Source organism: Virgibacillus halodenitrificans JCM 12304 (genome assembly GCF_001310895.1).
GTDB lineage: Bacteria > Bacillota > Bacilli > Bacillales > Amphibacillaceae > Virgibacillus_Q > Virgibacillus_Q halodenitrificans.
The window spans coordinates 31,749-55,434 of the sequence record NZ_BAZS01000001.1; the positions used below are offsets into that span (position 1 = coordinate 31,749).

The window sequence follows — 23,686 nt, forward strand, 5'->3', positions numbered from 1 at the left end:
AGGTATAGATATGATTAAGCCGGAGCGCTTGCAAAAAGGAGATACGATTGGGATTATTGCACCTGCAGGCCCACCTGATCAAGGAAAACTTCAACAAGCCATTCCTTTTTTTGAATCACTTGGACTTAAAGTAAAATTAGGCCAACACATAAATGAAATTCATGGCTATCTCGCTGGCACAGATCAACAGCGCTTGGAGGATTTCCACACGATGATTGCAGACCCTGTTATTAAAGCAATCTTTTTTGCCCGTGGTGGTTATGGAACCGGAAGAATTGTGTCATCTCTTGATTACGAGTTAATCAGAAAAAACCCAAAAATTATCTGGGGATATAGTGATATTACATACTTACATACGGCCATACGCCAACAGACTGGCCTGGTCACTTTTCATGGACCGATGGTTGCTTCAGATATAGGAAAAGAAGCGTTTGATGATTTTACGGCAGAGATGTTCCTGCAATTGTTTGAACCTGCTACATATGTATATTCAGAAAAAGTATCATCTTTACATGTTATCACTTCTGGCAACAGTACGGGTATGCTTGTCGGTGGAAATCTCTCCTTAATTGTAAGCACACTCGGTACCCCGTTTGAAATAGATACGAAAGGCAAACTGCTTTTACTTGAGGATATAGGAGAAGAGCCATACCGAGTTGACGGTATGCTTAACCAATTAAAGCTTGCTGGAAAACTGGAAGAGGCTGCAGGGGTCATTTTAGGTGATTTTGCAGATACTGAGACAACCTTGAAACACAGTTTAACCTTGGACCAAGTGTTTTCAGATTATCTTTCCAAGCTAAACTGCCCTGTGCTCTGCGGTTTTAAAATTGGACATTGTTTTCCGCACTTTGCTGTACCTCTTGGAGTAGAAGCGGAATTATCTGCAGATACAAAAACTTTAACTATTCAGGCTGGTGTGAATTAGAACAACAAAGGAGGAGACACCTTGCAAATTCAAAACATAGAAACATTCCAAACAGCTATTCCTCTACATACCCCATTTAAAACCGCATTACGTACAGTGACAATTGCTGAGTCTATTGTTGTGAAAATCACCTGTGAAGGAGGAGTTACAGGCTTCGGGGAAGTGCCTCCGACACATGTAATTACGGGCGAGAGTTTGGCAAGTGTAGATTTTGCCATAAATAGAGTATTTAAGCCTTTGCTATTAGGAATGGATATAGATGCACGTGAACAGATTTTTGAAAAATTACATGGAAGTATGGTAGGAAATCCAAGTGCTAAAGCAGCGGTTGATATTGCTCTTTATGACTGTATCGCCAATGCAGCAAGTACCCCCCTTGTCTCCTTTTTAGGTGGATATAGGAAGGAAATTGAAACAGATTATACCGTCAGTGTAAATACTCCACAGGAAATGGCCGCAGACGCACGTAAGTACATAGATAATGGGTTTAACGTGTTAAAAATAAAGGTTGGCAAGGATCAGATTGAGCAGGACGTGAAGCGAATACAAGCTATACGAAAAGAAATTGGGGATGATACGCTTATTCGTCTTGATGCAAACCAAGGATGGAAAGCGAAGGAGGCTGTGAAAGCCATCCGGCAGATGGAAAGTCTTGGATTGGATATTGAACTGATTGAACAGCCGGTAAATGCATACGACATAGAAGGGTTAAAATATGTAACAGACAATACAGAGACACCGATTATGGCAGATGAAAGCGTGTTTTCTCCTCTTGACGCAAAGCGAATATTAGAAAATAAGGCAGCAGACCTGATTAATATTAAATTAATGAAAGCTGGAGGAATTCATCAGGCATTAAAAATCGCAGCACTTGCTCAAGCCTATGGAGTAGAATGTATGGTTGGCAGTATGATAGAAACAAAGCTTGGCATAACAGCAGCTGCTCATTTTGCAGCAAGTCAACCGAATGTTACACGATATGACTTTGATGCCCCTCTCATGCTTACAGACGATCTTATTCAGGGCGGAGTTACATATGAAGGAAAAGTAATCCGTTTAGGTACAGCTGCTGGATTGGGTATTAAGAAAATTAATAAACAATATATTATCAACCAGCAATAAAACGTTGTATATCTCAGATGCATATGAGAGAACGGAAGCCTCATATGAGAAAGAATCACCAAATATGAGAGAGCCTGCATCTCATATGAGAAAGAATCACCCAATATGAGAGAGCCTGCATCTCATATGAGAAAGAATCACCAAATATGAGAGAGCCTGCATCTCATATGGGAAAGAATCACCCAATATGAGAGAGCTCACGCTCTAATGAGAGAAAAGCATCAAATATGAGAGAGCCCGCACCCCATATGAGAGAGCACCAACCTCATAAGAAAGAAAAACTTAATATATAGGAAAGGAGTTCTTACTATGATAAAACAGCAAATTGACTTATTCCCTAATGAAATGTGGGTAACAAATGTTCAAGTTGCAACGGTATGGACATCCCCAGAGTCTGCTAGAGATGTGGATACAGCTGGCGTGACTACCCCAACGAATATAGATAAGTGGATTGCGAACCTCACACATGAGGAAAAACTGGCACTTTGTGACGAGAACAGTGTTCAATCCCAACTTTTATATGGTGAGCCAGTACTTATTGATGAAATAAAGGAAGAGTGGGCAAGAGTAGTTATCCCCTCACAGCCTTCTAACAAGGATGAACGTGGCTACCCGGGCTGGGTTCCCCTAAAACAATTGACACAAGTGAAAAAAGAGGAGTGGGAAAGCGAACTTACTGCTGCCGTTATCAGTGATAAGGCTTGGCTCACATCCGATAAGGGTGAAGAGTTAATGAAACTCAGCTATATGACCTTCCTGCCAATAGAAGAAGTTCAGGAAGATAGAATAAAAGTAAAAACCCCAGTCGGATCTGGTTATATTCATGCATCATCTATCAAGATATTCACGACATCTTTAGGCATAGAACAAGGAACAGGTAAGGCAATTGTGGAAGCAGGAGAACCGTTTTTAGAATTAAGTTATTTTTGGGGAGGCATGAGTTCGTTTGGTTACGATTGCTCTGGTCTGGCTTATGCTACTCACAAAGCAAATGGCTATCAAATACCAAGAGATGCGAGCGACCAGGCTGCTTCAGGTAAAAAGGTTGCTTTTAATGAGCTTCTTCCAGGGGACTTAATTTTCTTTGCCTATGAAGAGGGAAAGGGAAAATTACATCATGTAGGAATCTATTATGGCAATGGAAAGATGCTGCATTCACCGCAAACGGGTAGAGGGATTGAAATTATCAACTTAGAAGGAACAAAATATGAAAAAGAGCTATGTGCCGCATGCCGCTATTGGCATGAGAATAAGGAGTAATAATATGGACGATAAAGTGTTGCAAGTAAATCAGTTGAAAAAGCATTTTGATATGGGAAAAGGAAAGGTGCTTAAGGCAGTAGATGGGGTTACCTTTTATGTGAAAAAAGGAGAAACATTTGGACTTGTAGGAGAATCGGGATGTGGAAAATCTACCATTGGTCGCACGATTCTCGGTCTGTATGATAAAACAGAAGGCGATGTTATTTACGACGGAAATGATATTCATGCATTGTCTGAGAAGGATCGTTTTACCTTTTATCGTAAAATGCAAATGATTTTCCAGGATCCATATGCTTCTCTTAATCCCCGTTCCACTGTGAAAGAGGTTATTTCAGAACCAATGGAAGTACATGGACTATACAAAAATAAAAAAGAACAGCTTGATCGTGTCTATCAACTATTGGAGGAGGTAGGTCTTAACCGTGATCATGCTAACCGGTATCCGCATGAATTCAGTGGCGGACAACGGCAACGAATAGGAATAGCACGAGCACTCGCATTAAATCCTGATTTTATTATTGCGGATGAACCAATCTCGGCGCTGGATGTATCTGTGCAAGCTCAGGTAGTCAATCTTTTGAAGGAGCTTCAAACTGAAAAAGGTTTAACCTTTTTATTTATCGCCCATGACTTATCTATGGTGAAACAAATATCGGATCGAATCGGGGTTATGTATCTTGGCAATATGGTGGAGTTAACCACAAGTGAGCAGCTTTATGATAACCCATTACATCCTTATACTAAGGCTTTGTTATCAGCGATTCCAATACCAGATCCGGATATTGAAGAAAGGAGAGAGCGGATTATCCTCGAAGGAGAATTGCCGAGTCCAATCGATCCTCCGAGTGGATGTGTTTTCCGGACACGCTGCCCGATGGCAATGGAGGTATGCTCCGAACTCCGTCCAGCATGGCAAGAAGTAGAAAAAGACCATCATGTGGCATGTCATCTCTATGATAGTACGCTTACTAAAGAGCAGACGAAAAAAATTGTTCCACAGCATGCTAAGGTTTTCTAAATCTTATGTTCTATTGAAATCCCCTTTTGTATACATTTAATAGTAGGGATACTAGACTAAATGAATGCAAAGGGGGATGGCATTGAAAAAACCAAATATGTATCATTCAGCGAAGAACAAATCCATCATAAAGAAAATAAAATCGAAGCAGAAGGCAACATACAAAGGAACACTTCCCAAAAAAATTCCGCCCTGGAAAAGGAAAACAGCTTTTCACAAACCTAAAACAGCAGCAACATGGAAGCTCCCTACAATTTTACTGATATCCAGTTTATTTTTTATCATTCTAATTATCCCTACGCTCATTGTAATTCCATTTGGGAAAGAGAGTGAAAATGAAAGCAGGATGGTGGAAAAAGAGCAAACTGCCCAGACTCCGCAAGAAGAAACAGAAGCTTCACCATTTTCGGTAGCAGTTATGCGATCGACATCCGAGGAAGTAGAAAATGTCCCTCTAGAGACCTATGTCTCCAGGGTAATTGCTTCAGAAATGCCTGCTGATTTTGAATTGGAGGCATTGAAAGCGCAAGCCTTGGCGGCGCGTACGTATATTGTTAATCATAAGCTCCACACAAATGAAAACGATAAGAAAGAATCGGATGTAACGGATACTGTCCAACATCAGGTTTATAAGGATGATAAGGAGCTAAAGCGTCAGTGGGGAAGCGATTATGAGTGGAAAATAGATAAAATAAAGAAAGCAGTCCAGGAAACGAAGGGTGAGATACTAACATACAATAGCCAGCCTATAACTCCGGCATTTTTCTCTACAAGCAATGGTTTTACAGAAAACTCGGAGGACTACTGGGAAAATGAACTTCCTTACTTACGCAGTGTGGAGAGTCATTGGGACAAATCATCGCCAAAATTTTTAGACCAAAAAATATTTACACTAAACCAATTTGAAAACGCCATGAAAGTGGAATTAAACAAGAGTGGGTCACTGGTCATGGAAGTAACCAGAACGAAAAGCAATCGGGTAGATGAACTGATGATTGATGGGCATAAGTTTTCAGGAAGAGTCGTTAGGGAAAAGTTAGAATTGCGCTCAAGCGATTTCAAAATTAAACAAAAAAATGACCATCTGATATTCACTACCAAAGGTTATGGACATGGAATTGGAATGAGCCAATATGGTGCTAATGGGATGGCAAAAGAAGGGAAGACATATAAGGACATTGTGAATCATTATTATAAAGGAGTAGAGATAAGCACGGTCACAGATACAGCTCCAGCCCTTGTCGCTAAATAGACAGGGCTTTTTTTATTGCTTCTTTATATTTAGGGATTGAAAGTTGTTTCGCAAAATTTATATATTGCGACGTAACTGTAAGTATTGTAAATCACTGTTTCTAAAAGATACACTACTAAAATATATTTTAATACGTTTTGATGATCATCTACCGCCATTGATTTCCATTACAGATGAACGCTTTCACACCTCCGGGTACAAGCGCGACATCTGTTCGTAACCTCACAGTGTCTTCTTTGCCGCCCGGCATGGCCTCAGCCGCTTCCTCCGCTACGCTCCGTCCAGGGTCTTCGCCTCATGCTATTCCGGCAGGAGTCGTGGGCCAACAGGACGTTGGTCATGCAATCGTTGCCACAGGACGTGGCGTTTTTAGATTGCCATCTTCCATTCCAATCAATTGGTATGTGCTATTGATTAATTTGAGGTATTTAAGAATTGAATAAGTAGCTCTTATCTTTAATCTTTGAGATATACACCTTAGCGGAGGGAAAATATGTAGACTCCAGCGGGAAAAGCGAGACTAGCGAGACCCCACAGAACGGAACTAATTAGGAACAAAGGCTAAGTTCGTCACGTCCTGTGACAACGCCTTTGTAACCAGCATCCTGCAGGCCCGAGTTCGAGGAGGCTCGCAGGCCGCCCGCGGAAAGCGTAATATTTTCCCGTAGCGAGATTAGAAAATCATATCCACTACGTCGCATTTTACTCCAACTCTACAGATAATTAAATAGTACAAGATAACTCAAAACAATTGATAATAGGTTCTGCAGGAGACAGAGATGCGGCTGGAAATAATAATTTATTTTAGTTATATGAAGCTTATTATCTCCCAAAAAGGGCATTAACGGCACTTCCTCCATCTGGTAATTGCTTAATTTACCCTAATAAAACGATTAAATACACTTTTTTCAAAAATTTTTTTCAAGAGATGTATAGATTTTCCCTTTTCTGATCAGAATGGTTGTTGAGGTGATGATCTATGAATGAGGAAAACAAAGGAACTCCAAAAAATAAGTGGAGTAACATTTTTCGGAAAAAGTGGTTTTTCCCGGCACTCTATTTAACAATAGCAGCAGTACTATTGTCAGTGGTTGTATGGTATCAAAACTTGGATAATCAGATTCCAGATGCCCAGGACCAAATTGACAATCAGGAAGAAGGCTTTTCGCCAAATCCAAATGACGAAGATGCACAACCTGTAATGGATCAGCAAGAAGTTATAGAGATGCCTGTAACAAACCAAGATCAAGCAGAAATCGTAACTAAATTCTTCGATTACAACGCGGAACAAAAGGACCAGGAAAGTGCATTGGTTCTCTATAACAACAGGTATTATCAGAGCAAAGGAGTAGATATTGCTTCTGCTAATGATGAAACTTTTGAAGTAGTAGCTGCCCTAAGTGGAACTATTACAGAAGTGAAAGAGGACCCATTGCTAGGAAATGTCGTTGTACTGTCTCATGATAATGATGTAATGACGTACTATGCTAGTCTTGGAGATGTAAAGGTTAAAGCTGGTGAAAAGATCAAGCAAGGTGATCTATTAGGAACTGCCGGAAAGAACTTATTTGGAAAAGACAGTGGAACACACGTTTATTTCGAACTTAGAAAAGACGGTAAAGAAGTGAACCCAGAAACCTATTTCAATCAGCCAGTAAGCAAGCTTGAGAATATTACTGAAGAAGTAGCTGAGGAAGATAAAGCAGAAGATCAATCAGAACAAACAGAAGCTACTGAGACAGAGGACAGCAGTACAGAACCTACTCAAGAGGAAGACACTCAAGAGAATGACGAAACAAATACGGATACAGATAAGCAAGAAGAGCAAGGCAAGGAAGAAACGAATGATACTTCAGCAAGTGCATAAATTGCTGTGATCATTCAACGTAGTTTAATAGAAACAATCTAATTTATATCATGCAGGGATTTGAAAAGTACTAATTTTGTATGACTCAGGTCCTGCATGCCCCCTGACTATATTTAATAGAGCCTGAAGAATTTTCCCAACAATAAAGGGCATTCTTCGGGCTTTTTATATGAGAATGAAGTATAATAAGATCTAATAGTATGTTAATATTAAGAGAAGTGCAATAATTGTTGAATTTTGTAACAATATAACAGGCACATTAAAATATCTGTCCAGATATGAAAGGAGCTTCCATATGTTCAATTCGAAGGTTGAGCTGTCGGGTTTGGATCAGTTATCTTTGTCGCAATTAATGGGAGTGCTCTATCAGAAATATAAGGATGAGATGATTACAAAAAAACGAATAAAAGAAATTTGTTTGCAAACAAACTCTCCGGAACTTCAAAAGACAGGGATGGAATTCTTGTATATGAATGGATTTTATACGGAGCTGGAGACACTCATTTTAAAAAATCACCAATCCTCTTATACTTCAAACCGTAAATGGGCACTTGTTTATCAGTACACACTTGAGAGAAGAAAAAAACAGACCCCACCACGTGAATTACTAGGCAGACTAAATTTTATTCGAACGAAGGAACCTGAATTGACCTGCTTAGTTGAACTGCTACGCGTTACCTTGCACTATGACCTCCAAGAGTATTCAAAATTAGGTAACTTTCTGTATAATCAGCCTCAGCTTTTCAATGAAGTAGAGGATAATGTATTGCGCAATTATTTCCATGTCAGACTCTACCAAATCTTGCTTACTTATTATACATTAAGAGATCAAGTGATTATGGCAAGAAAGTTTGGCTATCGGTTGCTAAACCAATCTACAAATGCAATGACTAAAATAGGTACACATATTAAGCTGGGCTTAACCTATACATTTGATTCGTATACACAAGGTATGTACCATTTTCACCAAGCATTGGAGCTGGCAAAACACCATCATATAGAAAAATATGATTATTTGATACTACAACGAAATATTCCTTTTCTTGCAGCTCACTGGAATCGGGTGGACAACATCTACACAAAGGATAAAAGTGAACAGGCACATATTGAAATTGCCAAAGGAAATAACCAGAATGCCATTGAGATACTTGAGGAACTTCCACTAAACAGTCCTTTTCAGCTATATTATATGGGGAGGGCAAAGCAAGATAAACAACTTCTTTTAAAATCTTATAGAGAATTTATTGAAAAAAGAAGTGACCACTTTTTCAGTAAATTACCACTTGCCGCCCTAAAGAAAATGAACAGTAAAGAGGAGATTTAATATCTCCTCTCTTTTCTCCTCGCAAACTAGGTCTTTTTTCCTGCGTAAAAAGGTCCGGCTTTTTCAGATCAAACATTCCAAGGAGGAATTTTAATGAAAAAGTTGAAGTTTTTTCTCTTAATCATCCTAATTTCGCTTTCTTTTACAATTACGACTGATCCAGGTACTGCTGCCGGTGATACGATTAAATCTGATCCTGATTTCGGTGATGTTGATTAATTCTTTGGAGCTAAACCAGTACTTTACTCAATTTTAATTTAAATGTAAGAAAGAAGAATAAATGATTTCTAAGAGAAAGCTGGACCTTTTTCATATAAGTTTTCCGACTTCCTTTTGAAAATACTTCTTGTCCTATAACGAATAATTAAAATTATAATCATAAACCTCTTCTTCTTGTAATAAAATGTTACAAACCAAGCAATCAGAAATGTCTGAGGTGAGAGCTTGTGTGGCACTTCTGAAATAGATAAAAGACAGCCTGCCTTTACTTATTAATAACTGAAAATTGGATAAATTATCTAGTGACATGTTTCTAGATCATTTGCTTAAGCTTACATAATCAAATACTTAGTTCCTTGTACATGCAAATAAAATATATGCCACTACATTTACACCTTGTCTCAAACCCACACCTCGGAAATATCCAACTAGGGAGGCGAATGGTGTGCATGATTACATCAAAGAGAGGACTATCAGGATAGGGAAGTATGTTGTGGAAACGAGAAAAACTGTCCGTGTGATAGCAAAAGAATTTGGTGTCTCGAAAAGCACAGTACACAAAGATCTTTCAGAACGTTTACCGGAAATAAATCCAGAGCTGGCCAATCAGGTAAAAGAAGTATTGGAATATCACAAATCAATCCGTCATCTCCGTGGCGGAGAAGCAACTAGAAAAAAATACAAATTTGAACCAGAAAGCGAAACTGGAAAACAGAATCAGCCAAGACCAGTAGGGTAACCTTTAACTAGCAGCTTGGGGAGGTGATTAATGAAAGAGGTGTATCCATATACTTAATAGAAAATCCAGCAATAGATATCTGTTGCTGGATTTTCTATGTCCTGAGAAGGGCTGTGCTCGCTCTAAGGGGAGGCTGATTGGCAGGAGTGCAATGGATTTCACAGCAGAGCGAGTTAATCCGCCAGAGGGGGGAAGTAATCGTTCGGAGAGCAGGATAATCCGCCGGAGGGAGAAGTAATCAGCCACAAAGCGCAACAATCTTCAGACAGGTTTATAAGACAGATTTCCTACATAAAAATTTCTTCAAATTGCAGTTAATTGTTGAAAATTGTGGTAAAATATTATATTAGTAGCATTGTGTTTAAAATGTGAGATAGTATTTTTATGCTAGGAGGATCTAGATTCATGTTTTCTAGAGATATTGGAATTGACCTTGGAACTGCCAATGTTTTAATTCATGTAAAAGGTAAAGGAATTGTATTAAATGAACCTTCTGTTGTTGCGATGGACCGAACTACTGGAAAAGTTTTGGAAGTTGGAGAAGCGGCACGTAGAATGGTTGGTCGTACACCAGGAAACATTGAAGCGATTCGTCCATTGAAAGATGGGGTAATTGCTGATTTCGATGTTACAGAAGCAATGTTAAAACATTTCATAAATAAGATTAATGTAAAAGGATTTTTATCAAAACCGAGAATGCTTATATGCTGCCCGACAAATATTACAAAGGTGGAGCAGAAAGCAATTAAAGAAGCTGCTGAAAAGTCAGGCGGTAAAAAGGTTTATTTAGAGGAAGAACCTAAAGTCGCTGCAATTGGAGCAGGCATGGAAATATTCCAGCCAAGTGGAAACATGGTTGTTGATATTGGTGGAGGCACTACAGATGTAGCTGTTCTTTCCATGGGTGATATTGTTACATCAGAGTCCATTAAAATGGCTGGGGATAAATTTGATGTGGAGATTCTCCAATACATTAAAAAGAAATACAAGCTGTTAATCGGAGAACGTACTGCCGAGGACATAAAAATTAATATTGCAACTGTGTTTAAAGGTTCTCGTACAGAAGAAATGGAAATTCGTGGCCGAGATATGGTTTCAGGACTTCCTAAAACTATTACAGTATATTCTGCAGAGATTGAGGAAGCACTTCGTGAATCTGTATATCTTATTGTGCAAGCAGCAAGAACCGTATTGGAACGCACTCCTCCTGAGTTATCTGCAGATATCATCGATCGTGGTGTTATCCTCACAGGTGGTGGAGCTTTAATTCATGGTATTGATCAATTGCTTGCCGAAGAATTAAAGGTTCCAGTGTTTATGGCAGAAGAGCCAATGAACTGTGTAGCAAAAGGCACGGGCATGATGCTTGATAATATTGATAAAATCGAACGCAGGAAAATTGTTTGATTTACCGGTGAGGAAAATAGTATCTATGCTTCCTATTACCCTAACTAATCATACAATAAACCTATAAAATAGAAATAATTTGATTGAAGGAGGAGCCGTCTTGTTAAGAGGTTTTTACACAGCTGCCAGTGGGATGATTGCACAACAGCGTCAACAAGAAGCTTTATCAAACAATATAGCAAACGCCAATACACCAGGTTATAAAGCTGATCAAACAGCGTTAAAATCGTTTCCTGAGTTACTTATTAAACAAGTAGGTGAAATGGATATTCCTACAAAACATGGTCATAAGCTTCCGGTACAGAAATCTATTGGTTCGTTGAATACTGGCGTTTATGTTCAAGAAACCATTCCCAATTATGTTCAGGGTGATTTACGTGAAACAGGTGTGTCTACGGACCTTGCGCTTGTGAACGGTAAACTCCCAGAGGAGACAGGAAATTTATTTTTCACTGTTCAAAATGAGTCAGGGGAAGAGCGCTACACGCGTAACGGCAATTTTACAGTAGATGGGCAAGGCTATCTTGTAACAAAGCAGGGCTATTATGTGTTGGATCAACAAGGTAATCAAATTCAGACAAATGGAATGGAATTTACTGTAACTCAAGACGGTTTTCTCCAGACAGAAGGTCAGACTATCCCTTTAGGTATAGCTTATACAGAGAATGCAAACACATTTGTAAAAGAGGGTAATGGTCTCTATCAAGGGCAGGCGGATCCTGTACCAGCCGGAACTTCATTTAAAATAGAGCAAGGTTTTCTGGAACGGTCGAATGTAGATTCACTGCAATCTATGACCCAAATGATGGAAGCATATCGTATGTTTGAGACAAATCAACGTGTATTAAAAGCATATGATGAAAGCATGGGCAAAGCAGTTAGTGAAATTGGCCGAATCGGATAACAGGCGATGATGAAGTGAAGGAGGAGACACATGTCAAGAACAATGATACAAGCAGCTGTAACAATGAATCAATTACAATCTAAACTTGATCTCATTGGGAATAATATGGCAAACAGTGAAACAACAGGGTATAAAAATCGTAGCGCAGACTTTTCATCCTTGTTATTTCAGCAAATAGATAACCTAAAAGATGAAGCAAATGCGGTAGGTCGATTGACACCTGAGGGCGTAAGAATTGGATCTGGCGCAAAGCTTGGTACACCAAGCTTTGATTTAAATCAGGGTTCGATCACGGAAACCGGCCGTACGCTTGATGCAGCTCTGTTGCGGGAAAATCATTTCTTTCAAGTTCAAGTGACAGAGAATGGGATAGTGGAAACCCAATATACACGTGATGGTGCATTCTATCTAAGTCCGATAAATAACAATGAGGATGTCATGCTTACAGACAAAAATGGGAATCCGATTATTGGGGAAAATGGTTCTATCGTTATTCCAGCAGGGTTTGACTCAATCGATATCCATCCGAATGGTCAGGTATCAGTTAAGCGTGGGGATCAAACGGAAATTGCTGGAAATATTACGGTTGTTGAAGCTGTTCGACCACGTCTTTTAGAAGCTACTGGTAACAACTCATTCCGTCTTCCGGCAAATATGGCGGAGCTTGGGTATCAGCCATTTGAGGTTATGCAAGGAGTCGAACCTGGAACTGAGATTATAAAAAATGGTGCTTTAGAGCGATCTAACGTCGATATTTCAAAAGAAATGACAGATTTAATAATGACCCAACGTTCTTATCAATTTAATGCTAGAACAATTTCCATGAGTGATCAGATGATGGGGTTAATTAACCAAGTCAGATAAGGCTCTTTCATATTGGAATCAATAGAGAAGCTATTGACTAAAAACCTGAAAATACACTATAGTTATAATAATAACAAAGGGCATTGTCGGGATGTAAGGAGAAACAAGATTATGACTACTAAACAAGCAGAAAGACCAGTTGAAGAGAAGCAGACAAGAAATTCCCATAAAGACAGTCAAAAAAAGACCAACGTGGGAGATTCTGCGTCAAATGAGCAGGACACTGCAAAAAAGACATCAAGAAACCAGCAGAAGCAGAAACAGAGGGAAGAAAAGAAAAATAATAAACGACCAAGACTTCGGGTTTTTCCAATCTGGCTCCGTATCATTGTCGTTCTTCTTCTTTGTGCGATAGCTCTAACAGCTGGATTAATGATTGGCTATGGAGTCATAGGAGACGGTACTCCGACGGATGCACTAAAAAAAGACACTTGGCAGCACATTATTGATATTGTAACAAAAACAGAATAGCACAAAAGCACAAGCAACCTTTAAGGCGCTTGTGCTTTTTTATATGGTTCTAATATAAATGTGGGTTAATACAATCATTCGCAATGCGAACTAATTTGCGTTGTCTCAATTTTTTTACGACAGATCATCTCGCACTCCTGTTGATTAATCTATTCTACGGCGGATAATCTCGCTCTGCTGCCGATTAATTTATTCTGCGGCAGTTATATTATGCAAGCAAAAGTTAAACTTTTCCACGACCGCCTTGGATAAGACGGATAATTAAAACAACAAGGGCAATCACGAGCAGAATGTGAATAAGTCCTCCTACTACATCAAATCCAAAACCTAGTGCCCAAAGGATTAGTAAAATAATAAGTAATGTCCACATACATTCTCCTCCTTTCAAACAGATTATTTTAAAGTTGACTAAAACAACTATTTTTATACTTGCAACTACCTCTCTATTACCTTTTTATAAGTAAAATGAAACATTTCTCTGGTATAATGGACAAAAATACATAACATATAGGAGGAACAAATATGATGGATATAGAGCAAATTAAACAAACAATACCTCATCGCTATCCTTTTCTTTTGGTGGATAAAGTGACTGAAATGGAGGAAGGAAAGCGTGTTGTAGGGTTGAAAAATGTTAGTGCAAATGAACCCTTTTTTCAAGGACATTTCCCGGAATATGCGGTCATGCCAGGCGTATTAATTATTGAAGCTTTAGCCCAGGTTGGTGCGATGGCTGTTTTAGGTAAGGAAGAAAATAAAGGGAAGCTTGGTTTTCTTGCAGGTGTTGATAAATGCCGATTTAAAAAACAGGTTCGCCCAGGTGATCAGCTGAAATTAGAGGTTGAAATCATACGGTTTAAAGGTGCCATTGGTAAAGGAAAAGGAATTGCCACTGTTGATGGTGAAGTGGCCTGTGAAGCAGAGATCATGTTTGCTATAAAATAAGTTATCAAGGCAGGAGATCGGCAGTTACTATGCTTTCTTCTGCCAATATTATCTATGTAATTTTTAAATATCCAATAATAAAATATCCCCTTTACGGTAAATGCCCTCTCTTTTAACATCACATAATCCTCCTAAATCAAAAATAGAATTTTTTATAAAAAAAGTAGTATCACAATTCTAGTTCTGGTTAAGCTAAAATCGATAGCGAACATACAAAGGAGGAATTCAACATGAATAAGAAGTTTTTAATTAAGCTTGGTGCGCCAGTGCTAGCTTTGTCTCTTGTTGCTGCTTGTGGTACAAATAATGACACAGATCCTGTAGAAGAAGAGGCACCGTTAAATCAGGAGGATGACAACAACAATAATAATCCTGCTGAAAACAATGACATGAATAACAATGATGATATGAACGGTGACGGTATTGATGAGGATATCGATATGAATGAAGATCAAGAAGACAATGGTATGGGCAATGATAATAATAATGGCGACAAAAACAAAGATAATAACGATATGAATGGTGGAGCAGGAAACCAATAATTAATGAAGTAGCTATCATGAACGAGCTTCCCTTTATATCTAAAAAGCAGAACAGCACTCTAATTTAATAGAGACCGTTCTGCTTTTTGTTCCTGTTCCTTTACTAATTATCTTCTGTCTTTTTTGCAGTAGTGGATTTTTTGGTAGCTGTGCTTTTAGTAGAAGTGGCTTTTTTAGTTGTACTACCTGACTTCTTAGCAGCTGAGCCTGTGTTCTTCTTTGTTGAATTCGTTGTTTTTTGTTTTGCTGTTGAGTTTGCAGTGCTTTTTTTATTTGCAGCACTTTTTGCCTTTGGCTTCTGTTCTTCTTTTGGCTTGGAAGCAGTTTTATCGGCATCTTTCTTCTTTGTGTTCTTCTTCTGGGAAGCTTTTTCTTCTTCTGGTGAAGTTTTTTTGTCATCATTACCTTTAGCATCCTGCATGTGATCTGCTTGTAATTGAGCACCTTGTTCACTATCTTTTACATCATTAACCGGATTGGCTTTGGTGGCTTCTGTTGAAGATGGAGAAGCAGCTTTTTCTTCTTCGTTATTATTCTGTTCAGATTTTGCAACAGGCATAATCTTGTTTTCTTTTATCTCAGAAAGCTTTACTTGGGTAGCCTTTTGAATATCACTTTTTTTGGTTATAGCTTTGTCTTTTACAGAGCCAGCCTGGTACACTAAGTCTCCTCGTAGTTCTTTCCCGGACTTCGGAGTTAAAAAGATGGCGGTTAGTAGCCCAATAATTATTCCGAAGAAGGTACCTGAAAGGAAGCCTTTGTTATTCTCTTGATTTGCTGTCTGTTTTGTCATGTCTTATTCCTCCTCAACTTAGTTACTCATCCTATTATAAACAACTATTCATTTCTATTTCCAGTTTTTCTTGCCTTTTGAAAATAACTTTCTAACATTACCCGAAATTGGAACTGATAAAACGTTTCTTTCTAAAAGCCAAGAAGATTCCTTTATCTGAATGTTCATAGTAATATAGTCTTATATAGATAAGGGGGAATAGACTAATTGAAGAAACTATACATGATTACAAATAAAACAAAAGCGATATCACTACATAAGCATTCCACGCATTTTCGCTCTTCTATTATAGAAGCAGGTTCCGAAGAAGAAACATCCTGCGTATTCAGACCGGAACAAATTATTGACCAAAATTGCATTATTTATGGCTCCACATTAAAAAGAAGGCAAATCGAATCCAAACATATTCTTCAATTAAAAAATAAATTACCGGTTCGAATTATCCCTGAAAAAAATATTTATATGTTTCCAACAGCTTCTATAAAAAACGAGGCTTGTATTTGGGTCGCTTATCAGCATATTCGAGGGTGTATAGAACGCTTTAATAAGACTTATATTTTGTTTAAGGATGGGACAGACATACCTGTTGAGGCTTCTCACCGTTCCGTAGACCTTCAATATATTCGTACAGGTCAACTAGTTGCTCGCCAAAATGACATTAGGCTGTTTGGTAATGCTTCTTTTACTTGGTTAAACTAGAAAATGACCAGTCGGTTAATTTAATTTAGAAGGTTTGGTTATCTAAATATATTGGTAGAGCAGTATTCAAGGCTGGCGATGTCGGTATAACCTCTCCCCTCGAGGATTGACAATCACAATATATGGCAAAAACTACTGTGGCGACGCTTTGTCTATTTTTACTTCGAGGGGCCTTTACTTTTGTGAAAAAAAAGTTAATGGAAGAGCGATTATATTTGGATTGAAGAAAAATCCAATCTTTCTACTTGTAATACTAGGTTACACACATGTAATATAAAGGAGCAATCAGATGTGGCTATAAGTGACTAACCAGTCAGTCATTAATTGAATGAAACTAAACGGGATAGAAAACCGTACAAGAAACAGGTGAGAACATGAATGAGAAGAAGCTTTCTTTGCTACTGGCAGGTATGAAATTATTTGCTCAGAAGGGCTATCATCAGACTTCTATACAGGAAATAGCTAATGAAGCTGGCGTCTCGAAAGGTGCTTTCTATATTTATTTCCAATCAAAAGAGGATTTTATTACAACGGTATTTTCTCACTTTTATACACAGATAAAAGAGAAAATGAGTGAGGTTGACGAGAAAAAGCAACCTGCCAGAGAGAGCTTGGCAAATCAAATAGCTGTTTTAACGGAATATATTGCTAGCTACAAAGACTTAATAACAATGCATTTAAGGGAAAACATTTCGATAGGAGAAAATACGGATAAGATAATTAAAGAAATGAAATTGCAAAATTTTTACTGGATGAAGGATAAAATCACGGCAATTTACGGTAGTAAGCTTGATGATCTACTTATCGATACAATTATTCAATTAGAAGGATTGCTTAATGGTTATCTTAAATGGATGGTTATAGATAACATTCAAGTTGATAAAAATGAAATAGGACCATTTATTATCCGCCGTTTGGATGAAATTGTTCAAGGGATGTTGGAGAAAGAGGAAAAGCCTTTGCTGTCAGCAGCAAATATCCCTGATACATATCGTTATGAACAGCAACTGAATCAAGTTGCTTTAGATGATGTTATTGCTGGTATAGGCAAAAAACTAAATGATTTAAATTTGGATATTAGCAAGAAAGCTCAGCTCAAAAAAGTAGTGGAGACGATAAAGGAAGAGGCAGTGAAAGAAGAGCCTTCACCAATAATTATTCAGGGCTTGCTGGCTCATTTTTCAGCTATTCCAATGCTGCAATTAGAAATTGAGCAGCTTGCCGATATTTTTAATGTAGAATTATTAAATTGACTGTATATGAGAGGAGAAAAGAGAATGAAAAAATTACGGGTTGGAATACTTATTCTTTTAACATTTACCATTATTGGTTTGCTTGCTGCTTGTAATGATGAAGAAGAGAATAAGAGTGATGACAAAGAGAAAGTAACGCCTGTAGAGGTTACCAAAGTTGTGAAAAAGGATATGATTATTGAAAAATTACTATATGGAAGGACTTCGCCAAACAGTACGTCTCCAACCATGGTTCAGGTGCCAGGGGAAGTAGATGAATTGGAAGTAAAGAATGGTGATATGGTTGAGGAAGATGATATTATCGCCAAGATTTCAACACCACAAGGTAAACAAAATATCCGTGCACCGAGAGACGGAAAAGTAGCAAGTCTTTCTGTTTCAGAGGGAGAAACAACTCCAACGGAAGAGCCACTCGCAGTAATTACAGATATGGACCCAATGAAGGTTAAAGTAACAGTGACGGCAGATGCGCGTTCTCTTTTTAAGCTGGAAGAAACATTAAAGGCAATGATTGATGACCAGGAATATGATGCGGAGGTAACATCCATTGGCAGTCTGCCAGACGATACCGGACTTTACCCTGTGGAAATTTCAATCAAAAATGAAGATGAAAAGATTTTGCCTGGTATGGTTACGGAGGTACATATCACGGAGAAGAAAGTGGAAGATGCATTGACAGTGCCGACTTCAGCAATCGTTGAAGAAAGTGATGCATCGTTTATTTATATTGTAAAAGACAATAAAGCAGTAAAGAAAAAAGTTGAAATTGTGGAGACACAATCAGACCATACGGCAATAAAGGGTGACGTTAAGTCTGGCGACAAGGTTGTCGTGAGTGGTCAGCTGACCTTGTCTGATGGAAATCAGGTAAAGGTTTCGAAAGGGGAATAAACAGTGAAGCTTGTTCAAACATCCGTAAAACGACCTGTGGGAGTTATTATGATTGTACTCGCAGTACTGGCATTAGGGATCGTTTCGGTAAGAAGTTTAACCATCGATCTATTCCCGAAGATTGACCTTCCAGTTGCTGTTGTTGCTACATCTTATCAGGATGCTGCTCCACAGGAAGTAGAAAATTTAATTAGCAGACCGATAGAATCCTCTGTGAGTACGGTGGAAGGAATTGAGACCGTTCAATCACAATCTCAATCCGGGTCATCCTTAGTACTCATGATGTTCAGTAATGGAACCGATTTGGACCAAGCCTTACTTGATGTCAGAGAAAGTATTGATCAAGTTAAAGGGGCATTGCCAGATCGGGCGGGTGATCCCCGAATTATGCGCTTTAACCCGGATCAGCTCCCGGTAATGTGGGTAGGCTTAACCGGTAAAGATGCTGCTGCTTTAACTGAAATTGCAGACGACCAGATTGTGCCTTTCTTTGAACGTCAAGGCGGGGTGGGATCTGTCTCTCTTGAAGGTGGAAAAGAAAGAGAAATCCAACTCATTCTCAATCAGTCCAAACTCACGCAATATGGTGTAACAGCACAGGCCGTCACCCAAACCCTTTCCAGTGCCAATCAGTCTGCTTCGGTTGGTACGGTAGAAAAGGGCAATCAGGATTTACAGCTACGCTTAACAGGTGAATTTGATTCAATAGAAGACATTAAGCAAACCATTCTGCAAACAGAAGCAGGAGCAAAAATTCATGTAGAAGATGTAGCTGAAGTTAAGGATACGTATAAAGATGAATCCAGCGTTACATTGGTTAACGGTAAACCTTCTGTCGTATTATCTGTCATGAAAAAAACAGACAGTAACACAGTAGATGTTGCTAAGAACATTCAAGAGAGTATGGATGAAATCAAAGCAGATCTACCGGATGATGTGGATTTAAACGTTGTTATTGACACGTCTGAGTTTATTCAGATGTCCATTAAATCCGTTGTTCAGAACATACTCATTGGTGGAATCATCTCAATATTTATTTTGCTTTTATTCCTAAAAAGTATAAGAGCAACAATTGTTATTGGTTTATCGATACCAATTGCAATTATTACAACGTTCTCTCTGATGTATTTCACTGGAGAGACGCTAAATGTTTTAACACTCGGTGGGCTTGCATTAGGTCTTGGTATGATGGTGGACAGTTCGATTGTTATTCTCGAGCATATTTATACCTATCGACAACGAGGCTATAATTTAATCGATTCAGCAATTAAAGGTGCATCAGAGCTTGCGCCAGCGGTAATAGCTTCGACGACTACCACTCTGGTTGTATTTTTACCAATTATTTATGTAGAAGGTATTGCTTCCGATTTATTTACACCTTTAGCATTGGCAGTTTCCTTATCGCTCATTACTTCTTTGGTAGTAGCTGTTACACTTGTTCCAATGCTTTCATCCAAGTTACTCTCCAAAGCAATGGAAAATGGAGGGCGCCGCTATTGGTTTGATCGCTTCCTTGATTGGGTGAATGGTAAATACCGCAGTGTTTTGAAATGGGTGCTTGGCCATCGCAAGACAACAATTGCAGCTACTTTTCTAGCAATTGTAGCAAGTCTTGCACTAACTCCGTTTATTGGTGCAGAGTTTATTCCTTCTGCGGACCAAGGGCAGATGGAAGTACGGATTGAAACAGATCAAGGTAGCTCGCTGGCACATACAGAAGAAATAACAGAAAAGGTAAATAAAAAACTTGCTGACTATGAAGATATCATGGAAACAAACTATGTTAGCATAGGCGGTGGTGATTTTGGTGAAGGTGGTTCAGCCAATTCAGCTGTGTTTACCATTCAATTGATCCCATCTGGAGAAAGAGAAAAATCAACAGACCAGGTTGTTCAGCAGATGGATAAAGATTTGAGTGATATACCTGGAGCTGAAATTACTGTGAGTGCGATGGACGGTGGCATGGGTACTGGTGATCCGATTCAGATTCAACTGAACGGACCGGAGCATGAAGTGCTGTCCCAATTAGCAGATCAGGTTGTTAAGGAAATTTCTGACGTAAAAGGAGTCTACAATGCGGAGTCCGGTGCGGCTGAAGGTGTTCCGCAAATGAACATTGTTATTGATGATGAAAGAGCGGCAATGTATGGACTTTCACAGGAACAAATTCTTGGGCAGATTCAATTGCAATTTACAGGTCAGGTGGCAACAAAATATCGTGATGATGGCCAGGAGATGGATGTTACGCTCATGTATCCAGAGGATAAGCGCAGTTCCATTAGTGATTTACAGGACATGAAGATTCAATCATCAAGTGGTGCGACTATTCCTTTAGAAGAAGTTGCAGAATTTGATGAAATGAATGGACCTGCTACATTATTGCGGGAAAATCAACAACCACAGATGAATGTGACAAGCCAAGTTGTCGACAGAGACTTAGGAAGTGTCGTATCTGATGTGGAAAGTAATTTGGAAGGCTTGAATCTGCCAGAAGGCTACACGTATGAAATCGGGGGGCAGGCAGAGGATATGGCCAAATCATTTGGCGACTTGGCAATTGCCTTGATATTCTCTATCTTCCTAGTGTACGCGGTAATGGCAATCCAATTTGAGAACTTCCTATTCCCACTTATTATCATGTTTGCAATGCCGACAACGGTAGTAGGTGTTCTGTTGGGATTATTCATAGCTGGAATCCCATTAAGTATCCCCGCGTTTATCGGGATCATTATGCTCGCTGGTATTGTTGTAAATAATTCCATTGTATTAGTCGACTATATCAACATACTGCGGCGAAAAGGGAAGGATCGCTATGAAGCCATATTGGAAGCAGGTCCAAGCAGGTTACGTCCAATATTAATGACAACATTAACAACGATCTTAGCCATGGTACCTCTCGCATTCGCATTAGGTGAGGGCGCTGAGACACAGCAACCATTGGCTGTTACCATTATATTCGGCCTGGGCGTTTCCAGTATGTTCACCCTATTGCTCATTCCAGTGGTTTACACCTTATTCGATGATCTAACGAAAAAAATCACAGGACGCAAGAAGAAAAGACAAAAGAAAAAAGAAGCATAGAATTAGCCTCCACAGCTGTGGAGGCTTTTTACTATGATGGAGTGCTATTTCCCGCGAAAGTTTAGCTGCACCCGAGACAAGTAAGCATACACCCGAGACAAAGCTCGTCCTATCCGAGACAAGTGAGCGATCAACCGAGTCAGCGCACGTCCCACTCGAGACAGCTGAGCACTCGCCCGAGACAGAGCGCGTCACCTCCGCGACTGCAAAGCCGTTATCCGCGACAGTGCATCCTGCCGCCACACCAGCATACCTTTAATAAGAGTGCTGGTGCATATGAGAGAACAAGCCAAAATATGAGAGAGCTCCCGTCTCATATGAGAGAACACGCCAAAAAATGAGAGACCCTCAGTCTCATATGAGAGAGCAAGCCAAAATATGAGAGAGCCAGGGTCACATATGAGAGAACAAGCCAAAATATGAGAGACTCCCAAGCTCAAATGAGAGAGCAAGCCAAAATATGAGAGCCCCCAGACCCAAATGAGAGAGCAAACAGCAACAATAGCCTCCCTAACTACCTGACAGCCCATTAACCGCCAGACACGCCAACTAACCAAACAAAAAAGCACTGCATCAAACGATACAGTGCCAAAGTTAATTAAATCCAATTAGTTAAGATCTACTCTTCCTCTGAAATCTGCCACCAATGGAAGCCATCTTTTTCTAAAAGCTCATGAGCTGCTTTCGGACCCATCGAACCAGAGGCGTAGTTTGGGAAGTCAGCTTTTGTAGTAGCCCACCCGGATAAAATAGAATCAATAAAGCGCCACGAATATGCTACCTCATCCCAATGAGTAAAGTTGGTTGTATCACCAATCATACAGTCATACAACAGTTTTTCATAAGCTTCCGGTGTATTGATACCATCTATCCCATTATTTGTATAGGAAAGTTGAATTGGTTGAGCAATCGATCCAGCACCAGCTTTTTTCGCATTAAGATAAAGTGTTATTCCCTCGTTCGGTTGTATGTTAATGACAAGCAAATTCGGATGCTTCTTCGGCTCTTCCTTATAATACAAATTCATAGGGATATCTTTAAATTCAACTACAATTTTAGTACATTTTTCTGCCATTCGTTTTCCGGTTCGAATATAGAAAGGAACACCGGCCCAGCGGTAGTTATCGATCATTACTTTTCCTGCTACAAATGTTTCTGTATTAGATTGAGCAAGTTCATCTGCTTCCTCACGATAACTGCGAAGTTCTTGGCCATCCAAATGACCGCTGCCATATTGACCACGAACAAAGTAGTCTTGCACTTGTTCTTTTTCAATCATCCGTAAAGAACGGAGTGCACGTACTTTTTCAGAGCGGATTTCATCTGTAGATAAGTTAATTGGCGGCTCCATCGCGAGTAGTGCGACCATCTGAAGCATGTGATTTTGCACCATGTCCCTTGCTGCCCCGGAATGATCATAATAGCGCGCCCGCTCCTCAACACCGAGCTTTTCACTGGACGTGACCTGAATGTTAGAAATAAAGCGGTTATTCCATAAATGCTCAAAAATACCGTTGGCAAAGCGGATAACTTCAATATTTTGTACCATTTCCTTGCCAAGATAATGGTCAATTCGGTAGATCTGTTCTTCATCAAAAGCGACACGTATTTCATTATTCAACTCTTTCGCAGATTCCAAATCATGCCCAAACGGTTTTTCAATAACAAGGCGTGTCCAGCCAGGGCTGTTTTTCAATCCATGGCTTTGAAGATTTTTTGCGATGGATCCGAAATACTCTGGTGCCATCGCCAAATAAAAGATCCTGTTACCACCTGTTTGATACGTTCCCTCCAACTCCTCCAAAAGACCATGGAGGTTGTTATAAGAATCTGTTTCGGTGACATCAAAGGAATGATAATAAAAATGTGAAATGAATTTGTCTACATTCTCATCTGTTGAAACTTCCTGATCAAGGGAGGCTTTCACATTATCCCGGAATACATCGTTCGTCCATGGTCTGCGTGCAAGACCAACGACTGCAAAATCTTCGTCAATTTTTCCATTTTGATACAATTTGTATATAGATGGGAAAAGCTTTCGCTTAGCTAAATCCCCAGTTGCTCCAAATATGACAATTGTTACTTTTGGTGTTTGCATAGAATG

General features: G+C 39.3%; 23 protein-coding genes. 20 read left to right on the forward strand and 3 right to left on the reverse strand.

The features are described from left to right. Window positions 1–10: 10 nt before the first annotated feature. The 14 genes from JCM12304_RS00165 (at window position 11) to JCM12304_RS00220 (ending at window position 13,378) form a co-directional block, all read left to right on the forward strand. On the forward strand, window positions 11–928 hold the full coding sequence (locus JCM12304_RS00165) for a S66 peptidase family protein (protein WP_019378190.1): 918 nt from the start codon (window positions 11–13) through the stop codon (window positions 926–928). 21 nt (window positions 929–949) lie between these two features. After that, entirely contained in the window at window positions 950–2,050 is a 1,101-nt protein-coding gene (locus JCM12304_RS00170) for a dipeptide epimerase (protein ID WP_060678148.1), read from the forward strand. Window positions 2,051–2,359: 309 nt separating this feature from the next. After that, window positions 2,360–3,310 carry a C40 family peptidase gene (locus JCM12304_RS00175; protein ID WP_060678149.1) on the forward strand — a complete coding sequence of 317 codons (951 nt, stop codon included), beginning with the start codon at window positions 2,360–2,362 and terminating at the stop codon, window positions 3,308–3,310. Window positions 3,311–3,314: 4 nt separating this feature from the next. Continuing rightward, the gene (locus JCM12304_RS00180) at window positions 3,315–4,331 is read left to right on the forward strand and encodes an ABC transporter ATP-binding protein (RefSeq protein WP_060678150.1); all 1,017 of its coding nucleotides are present in this window, start codon (window positions 3,315–3,317) and stop codon (window positions 4,329–4,331) included. Between the two features lie 82 nt (window positions 4,332–4,413). Further along, window positions 4,414–5,583: a stage II sporulation protein D gene (gene spoIID / locus JCM12304_RS00185; protein ID WP_172675226.1), complete on the forward strand. Its 1,170-nt coding sequence runs from the start codon at window positions 4,414–4,416 to the stop codon at window positions 5,581–5,583. Between the two features lie 227 nt (window positions 5,584–5,810). After that, a complete protein-coding gene (locus JCM12304_RS19450; RefSeq protein ID WP_172675225.1) occupies window positions 5,811–6,026 on the forward strand; it encodes a hypothetical protein in 216 nt (71 codons plus the stop codon). A 536-nt stretch (window positions 6,027–6,562) separates the two neighbouring features. Further along, window positions 6,563–7,450, forward strand: coding sequence for a stage II sporulation protein SpoIIQ (spoIIQ, locus tag JCM12304_RS00190; protein WP_019378006.1), 888 nt, complete (start codon window positions 6,563–6,565; stop codon window positions 7,448–7,450). Between the two features lie 295 nt (window positions 7,451–7,745). Continuing rightward, window positions 7,746–8,774 (forward strand): AimR family lysis-lysogeny pheromone receptor, encoded by a 1,029-nt coding sequence (locus JCM12304_RS00195; RefSeq protein ID WP_019378007.1) that lies wholly within the window; start codon window positions 7,746–7,748, stop codon window positions 8,772–8,774. Window positions 8,775–8,867: 93 nt separating this feature from the next. Then, the gene (locus JCM12304_RS19800; RefSeq protein WP_019378008.1) at window positions 8,868–8,993 is read left to right on the forward strand and encodes a hypothetical protein; all 126 of its coding nucleotides are present in this window, start codon (window positions 8,868–8,870) and stop codon (window positions 8,991–8,993) included. 445 nt (window positions 8,994–9,438) lie between these two features. Continuing rightward, window positions 9,439–9,732, forward strand: coding sequence for a sporulation transcriptional regulator SpoIIID (gene spoIIID / locus JCM12304_RS00200; protein WP_019378009.1), 294 nt, complete (start codon window positions 9,439–9,441; stop codon window positions 9,730–9,732). A gap of 405 nt (window positions 9,733–10,137) precedes the next feature. Continuing rightward, the gene (locus JCM12304_RS00205) at window positions 10,138–11,139 is read left to right on the forward strand and encodes a rod shape-determining protein (RefSeq protein WP_019378010.1); all 1,002 of its coding nucleotides are present in this window, start codon (window positions 10,138–10,140) and stop codon (window positions 11,137–11,139) included. Window positions 11,140–11,239: 100 nt separating this feature from the next. Next, the gene (locus tag JCM12304_RS00210) at window positions 11,240–12,043 is read left to right on the forward strand and encodes a flagellar hook-basal body protein (RefSeq protein WP_060678152.1); all 804 of its coding nucleotides are present in this window, start codon (window positions 11,240–11,242) and stop codon (window positions 12,041–12,043) included. Between the two features lie 30 nt (window positions 12,044–12,073). Next, window positions 12,074–12,907 carry a flagellar hook-basal body protein gene (locus JCM12304_RS00215; protein WP_060678153.1) on the forward strand — a complete coding sequence of 278 codons (834 nt, stop codon included), beginning with the start codon at window positions 12,074–12,076 and terminating at the stop codon, window positions 12,905–12,907. Window positions 12,908–13,018: 111 nt separating this feature from the next. Next, the gene (locus JCM12304_RS00220) at window positions 13,019–13,378 is read left to right on the forward strand and encodes a DNA-directed RNA polymerase subunit beta (protein WP_019378013.1); all 360 of its coding nucleotides are present in this window, start codon (window positions 13,019–13,021) and stop codon (window positions 13,376–13,378) included. 223 nt (window positions 13,379–13,601) lie between these two features. Here JCM12304_RS00220 and JCM12304_RS19215 read toward each other — a convergent pair whose 3' ends face one another. Next, window positions 13,602–13,748: a lmo0937 family membrane protein gene (locus tag JCM12304_RS19215; RefSeq protein ID WP_019378014.1), complete on the reverse strand. Its 147-nt coding sequence runs from the start codon at window positions 13,746–13,748 to the stop codon at window positions 13,602–13,604. A 152-nt stretch (window positions 13,749–13,900) separates the two neighbouring features. On the opposite strand from JCM12304_RS19215, the gene fabZ reads away from it, so the two are divergent. After that, the gene (fabZ, locus tag JCM12304_RS00225) at window positions 13,901–14,323 is read left to right on the forward strand and encodes a 3-hydroxyacyl-ACP dehydratase FabZ (RefSeq protein WP_019378015.1); all 423 of its coding nucleotides are present in this window, start codon (window positions 13,901–13,903) and stop codon (window positions 14,321–14,323) included. Between the two features lie 230 nt (window positions 14,324–14,553). Continuing rightward, the gene (locus JCM12304_RS00230; RefSeq protein ID WP_019378016.1) at window positions 14,554–14,865 is read left to right on the forward strand and encodes a hypothetical protein; all 312 of its coding nucleotides are present in this window, start codon (window positions 14,554–14,556) and stop codon (window positions 14,863–14,865) included. A 103-nt stretch (window positions 14,866–14,968) separates the two neighbouring features. Here JCM12304_RS00230 and JCM12304_RS00235 read toward each other — a convergent pair whose 3' ends face one another. Beyond that, a complete protein-coding gene (locus tag JCM12304_RS00235; protein WP_060678154.1) occupies window positions 14,969–15,658 on the reverse strand; it encodes a YtxH domain-containing protein in 690 nt (229 codons plus the stop codon). Window positions 15,659–15,865: 207 nt separating this feature from the next. On the opposite strand from JCM12304_RS00235, the gene JCM12304_RS00240 reads away from it, so the two are divergent. From JCM12304_RS00240 to JCM12304_RS00255, 4 genes are all read left to right on the forward strand, one after another. Next, window positions 15,866–16,357 carry a competence protein ComK gene (locus JCM12304_RS00240; RefSeq protein WP_060678155.1) on the forward strand — a complete coding sequence of 164 codons (492 nt, stop codon included), beginning with the start codon at window positions 15,866–15,868 and terminating at the stop codon, window positions 16,355–16,357. Window positions 16,358–16,731: 374 nt separating this feature from the next. Then, window positions 16,732–17,610: a TetR/AcrR family transcriptional regulator gene (locus JCM12304_RS00245; protein ID WP_060678156.1), complete on the forward strand. Its 879-nt coding sequence runs from the start codon at window positions 16,732–16,734 to the stop codon at window positions 17,608–17,610. A 24-nt stretch (window positions 17,611–17,634) separates the two neighbouring features. Beyond that, entirely contained in the window at window positions 17,635–18,501 is an 867-nt protein-coding gene (locus JCM12304_RS00250; RefSeq protein ID WP_060678157.1) for an efflux RND transporter periplasmic adaptor subunit, read from the forward strand. A 3-nt stretch (window positions 18,502–18,504) separates the two neighbouring features. Then, window positions 18,505–21,582 carry an efflux RND transporter permease subunit gene (locus JCM12304_RS00255; protein ID WP_060678158.1) on the forward strand — a complete coding sequence of 1,026 codons (3,078 nt, stop codon included), beginning with the start codon at window positions 18,505–18,507 and terminating at the stop codon, window positions 21,580–21,582. A gap of 619 nt (window positions 21,583–22,201) precedes the next feature. On the opposite strand, the gene zwf is transcribed toward JCM12304_RS00255, so the two are convergent. Beyond that, entirely contained in the window at window positions 22,202–23,680 is a 1,479-nt protein-coding gene (zwf, locus tag JCM12304_RS00260; protein WP_060678159.1) for a glucose-6-phosphate dehydrogenase, read from the reverse strand. Between the last annotated feature and the right edge of the window lie 6 nt (window positions 23,681–23,686).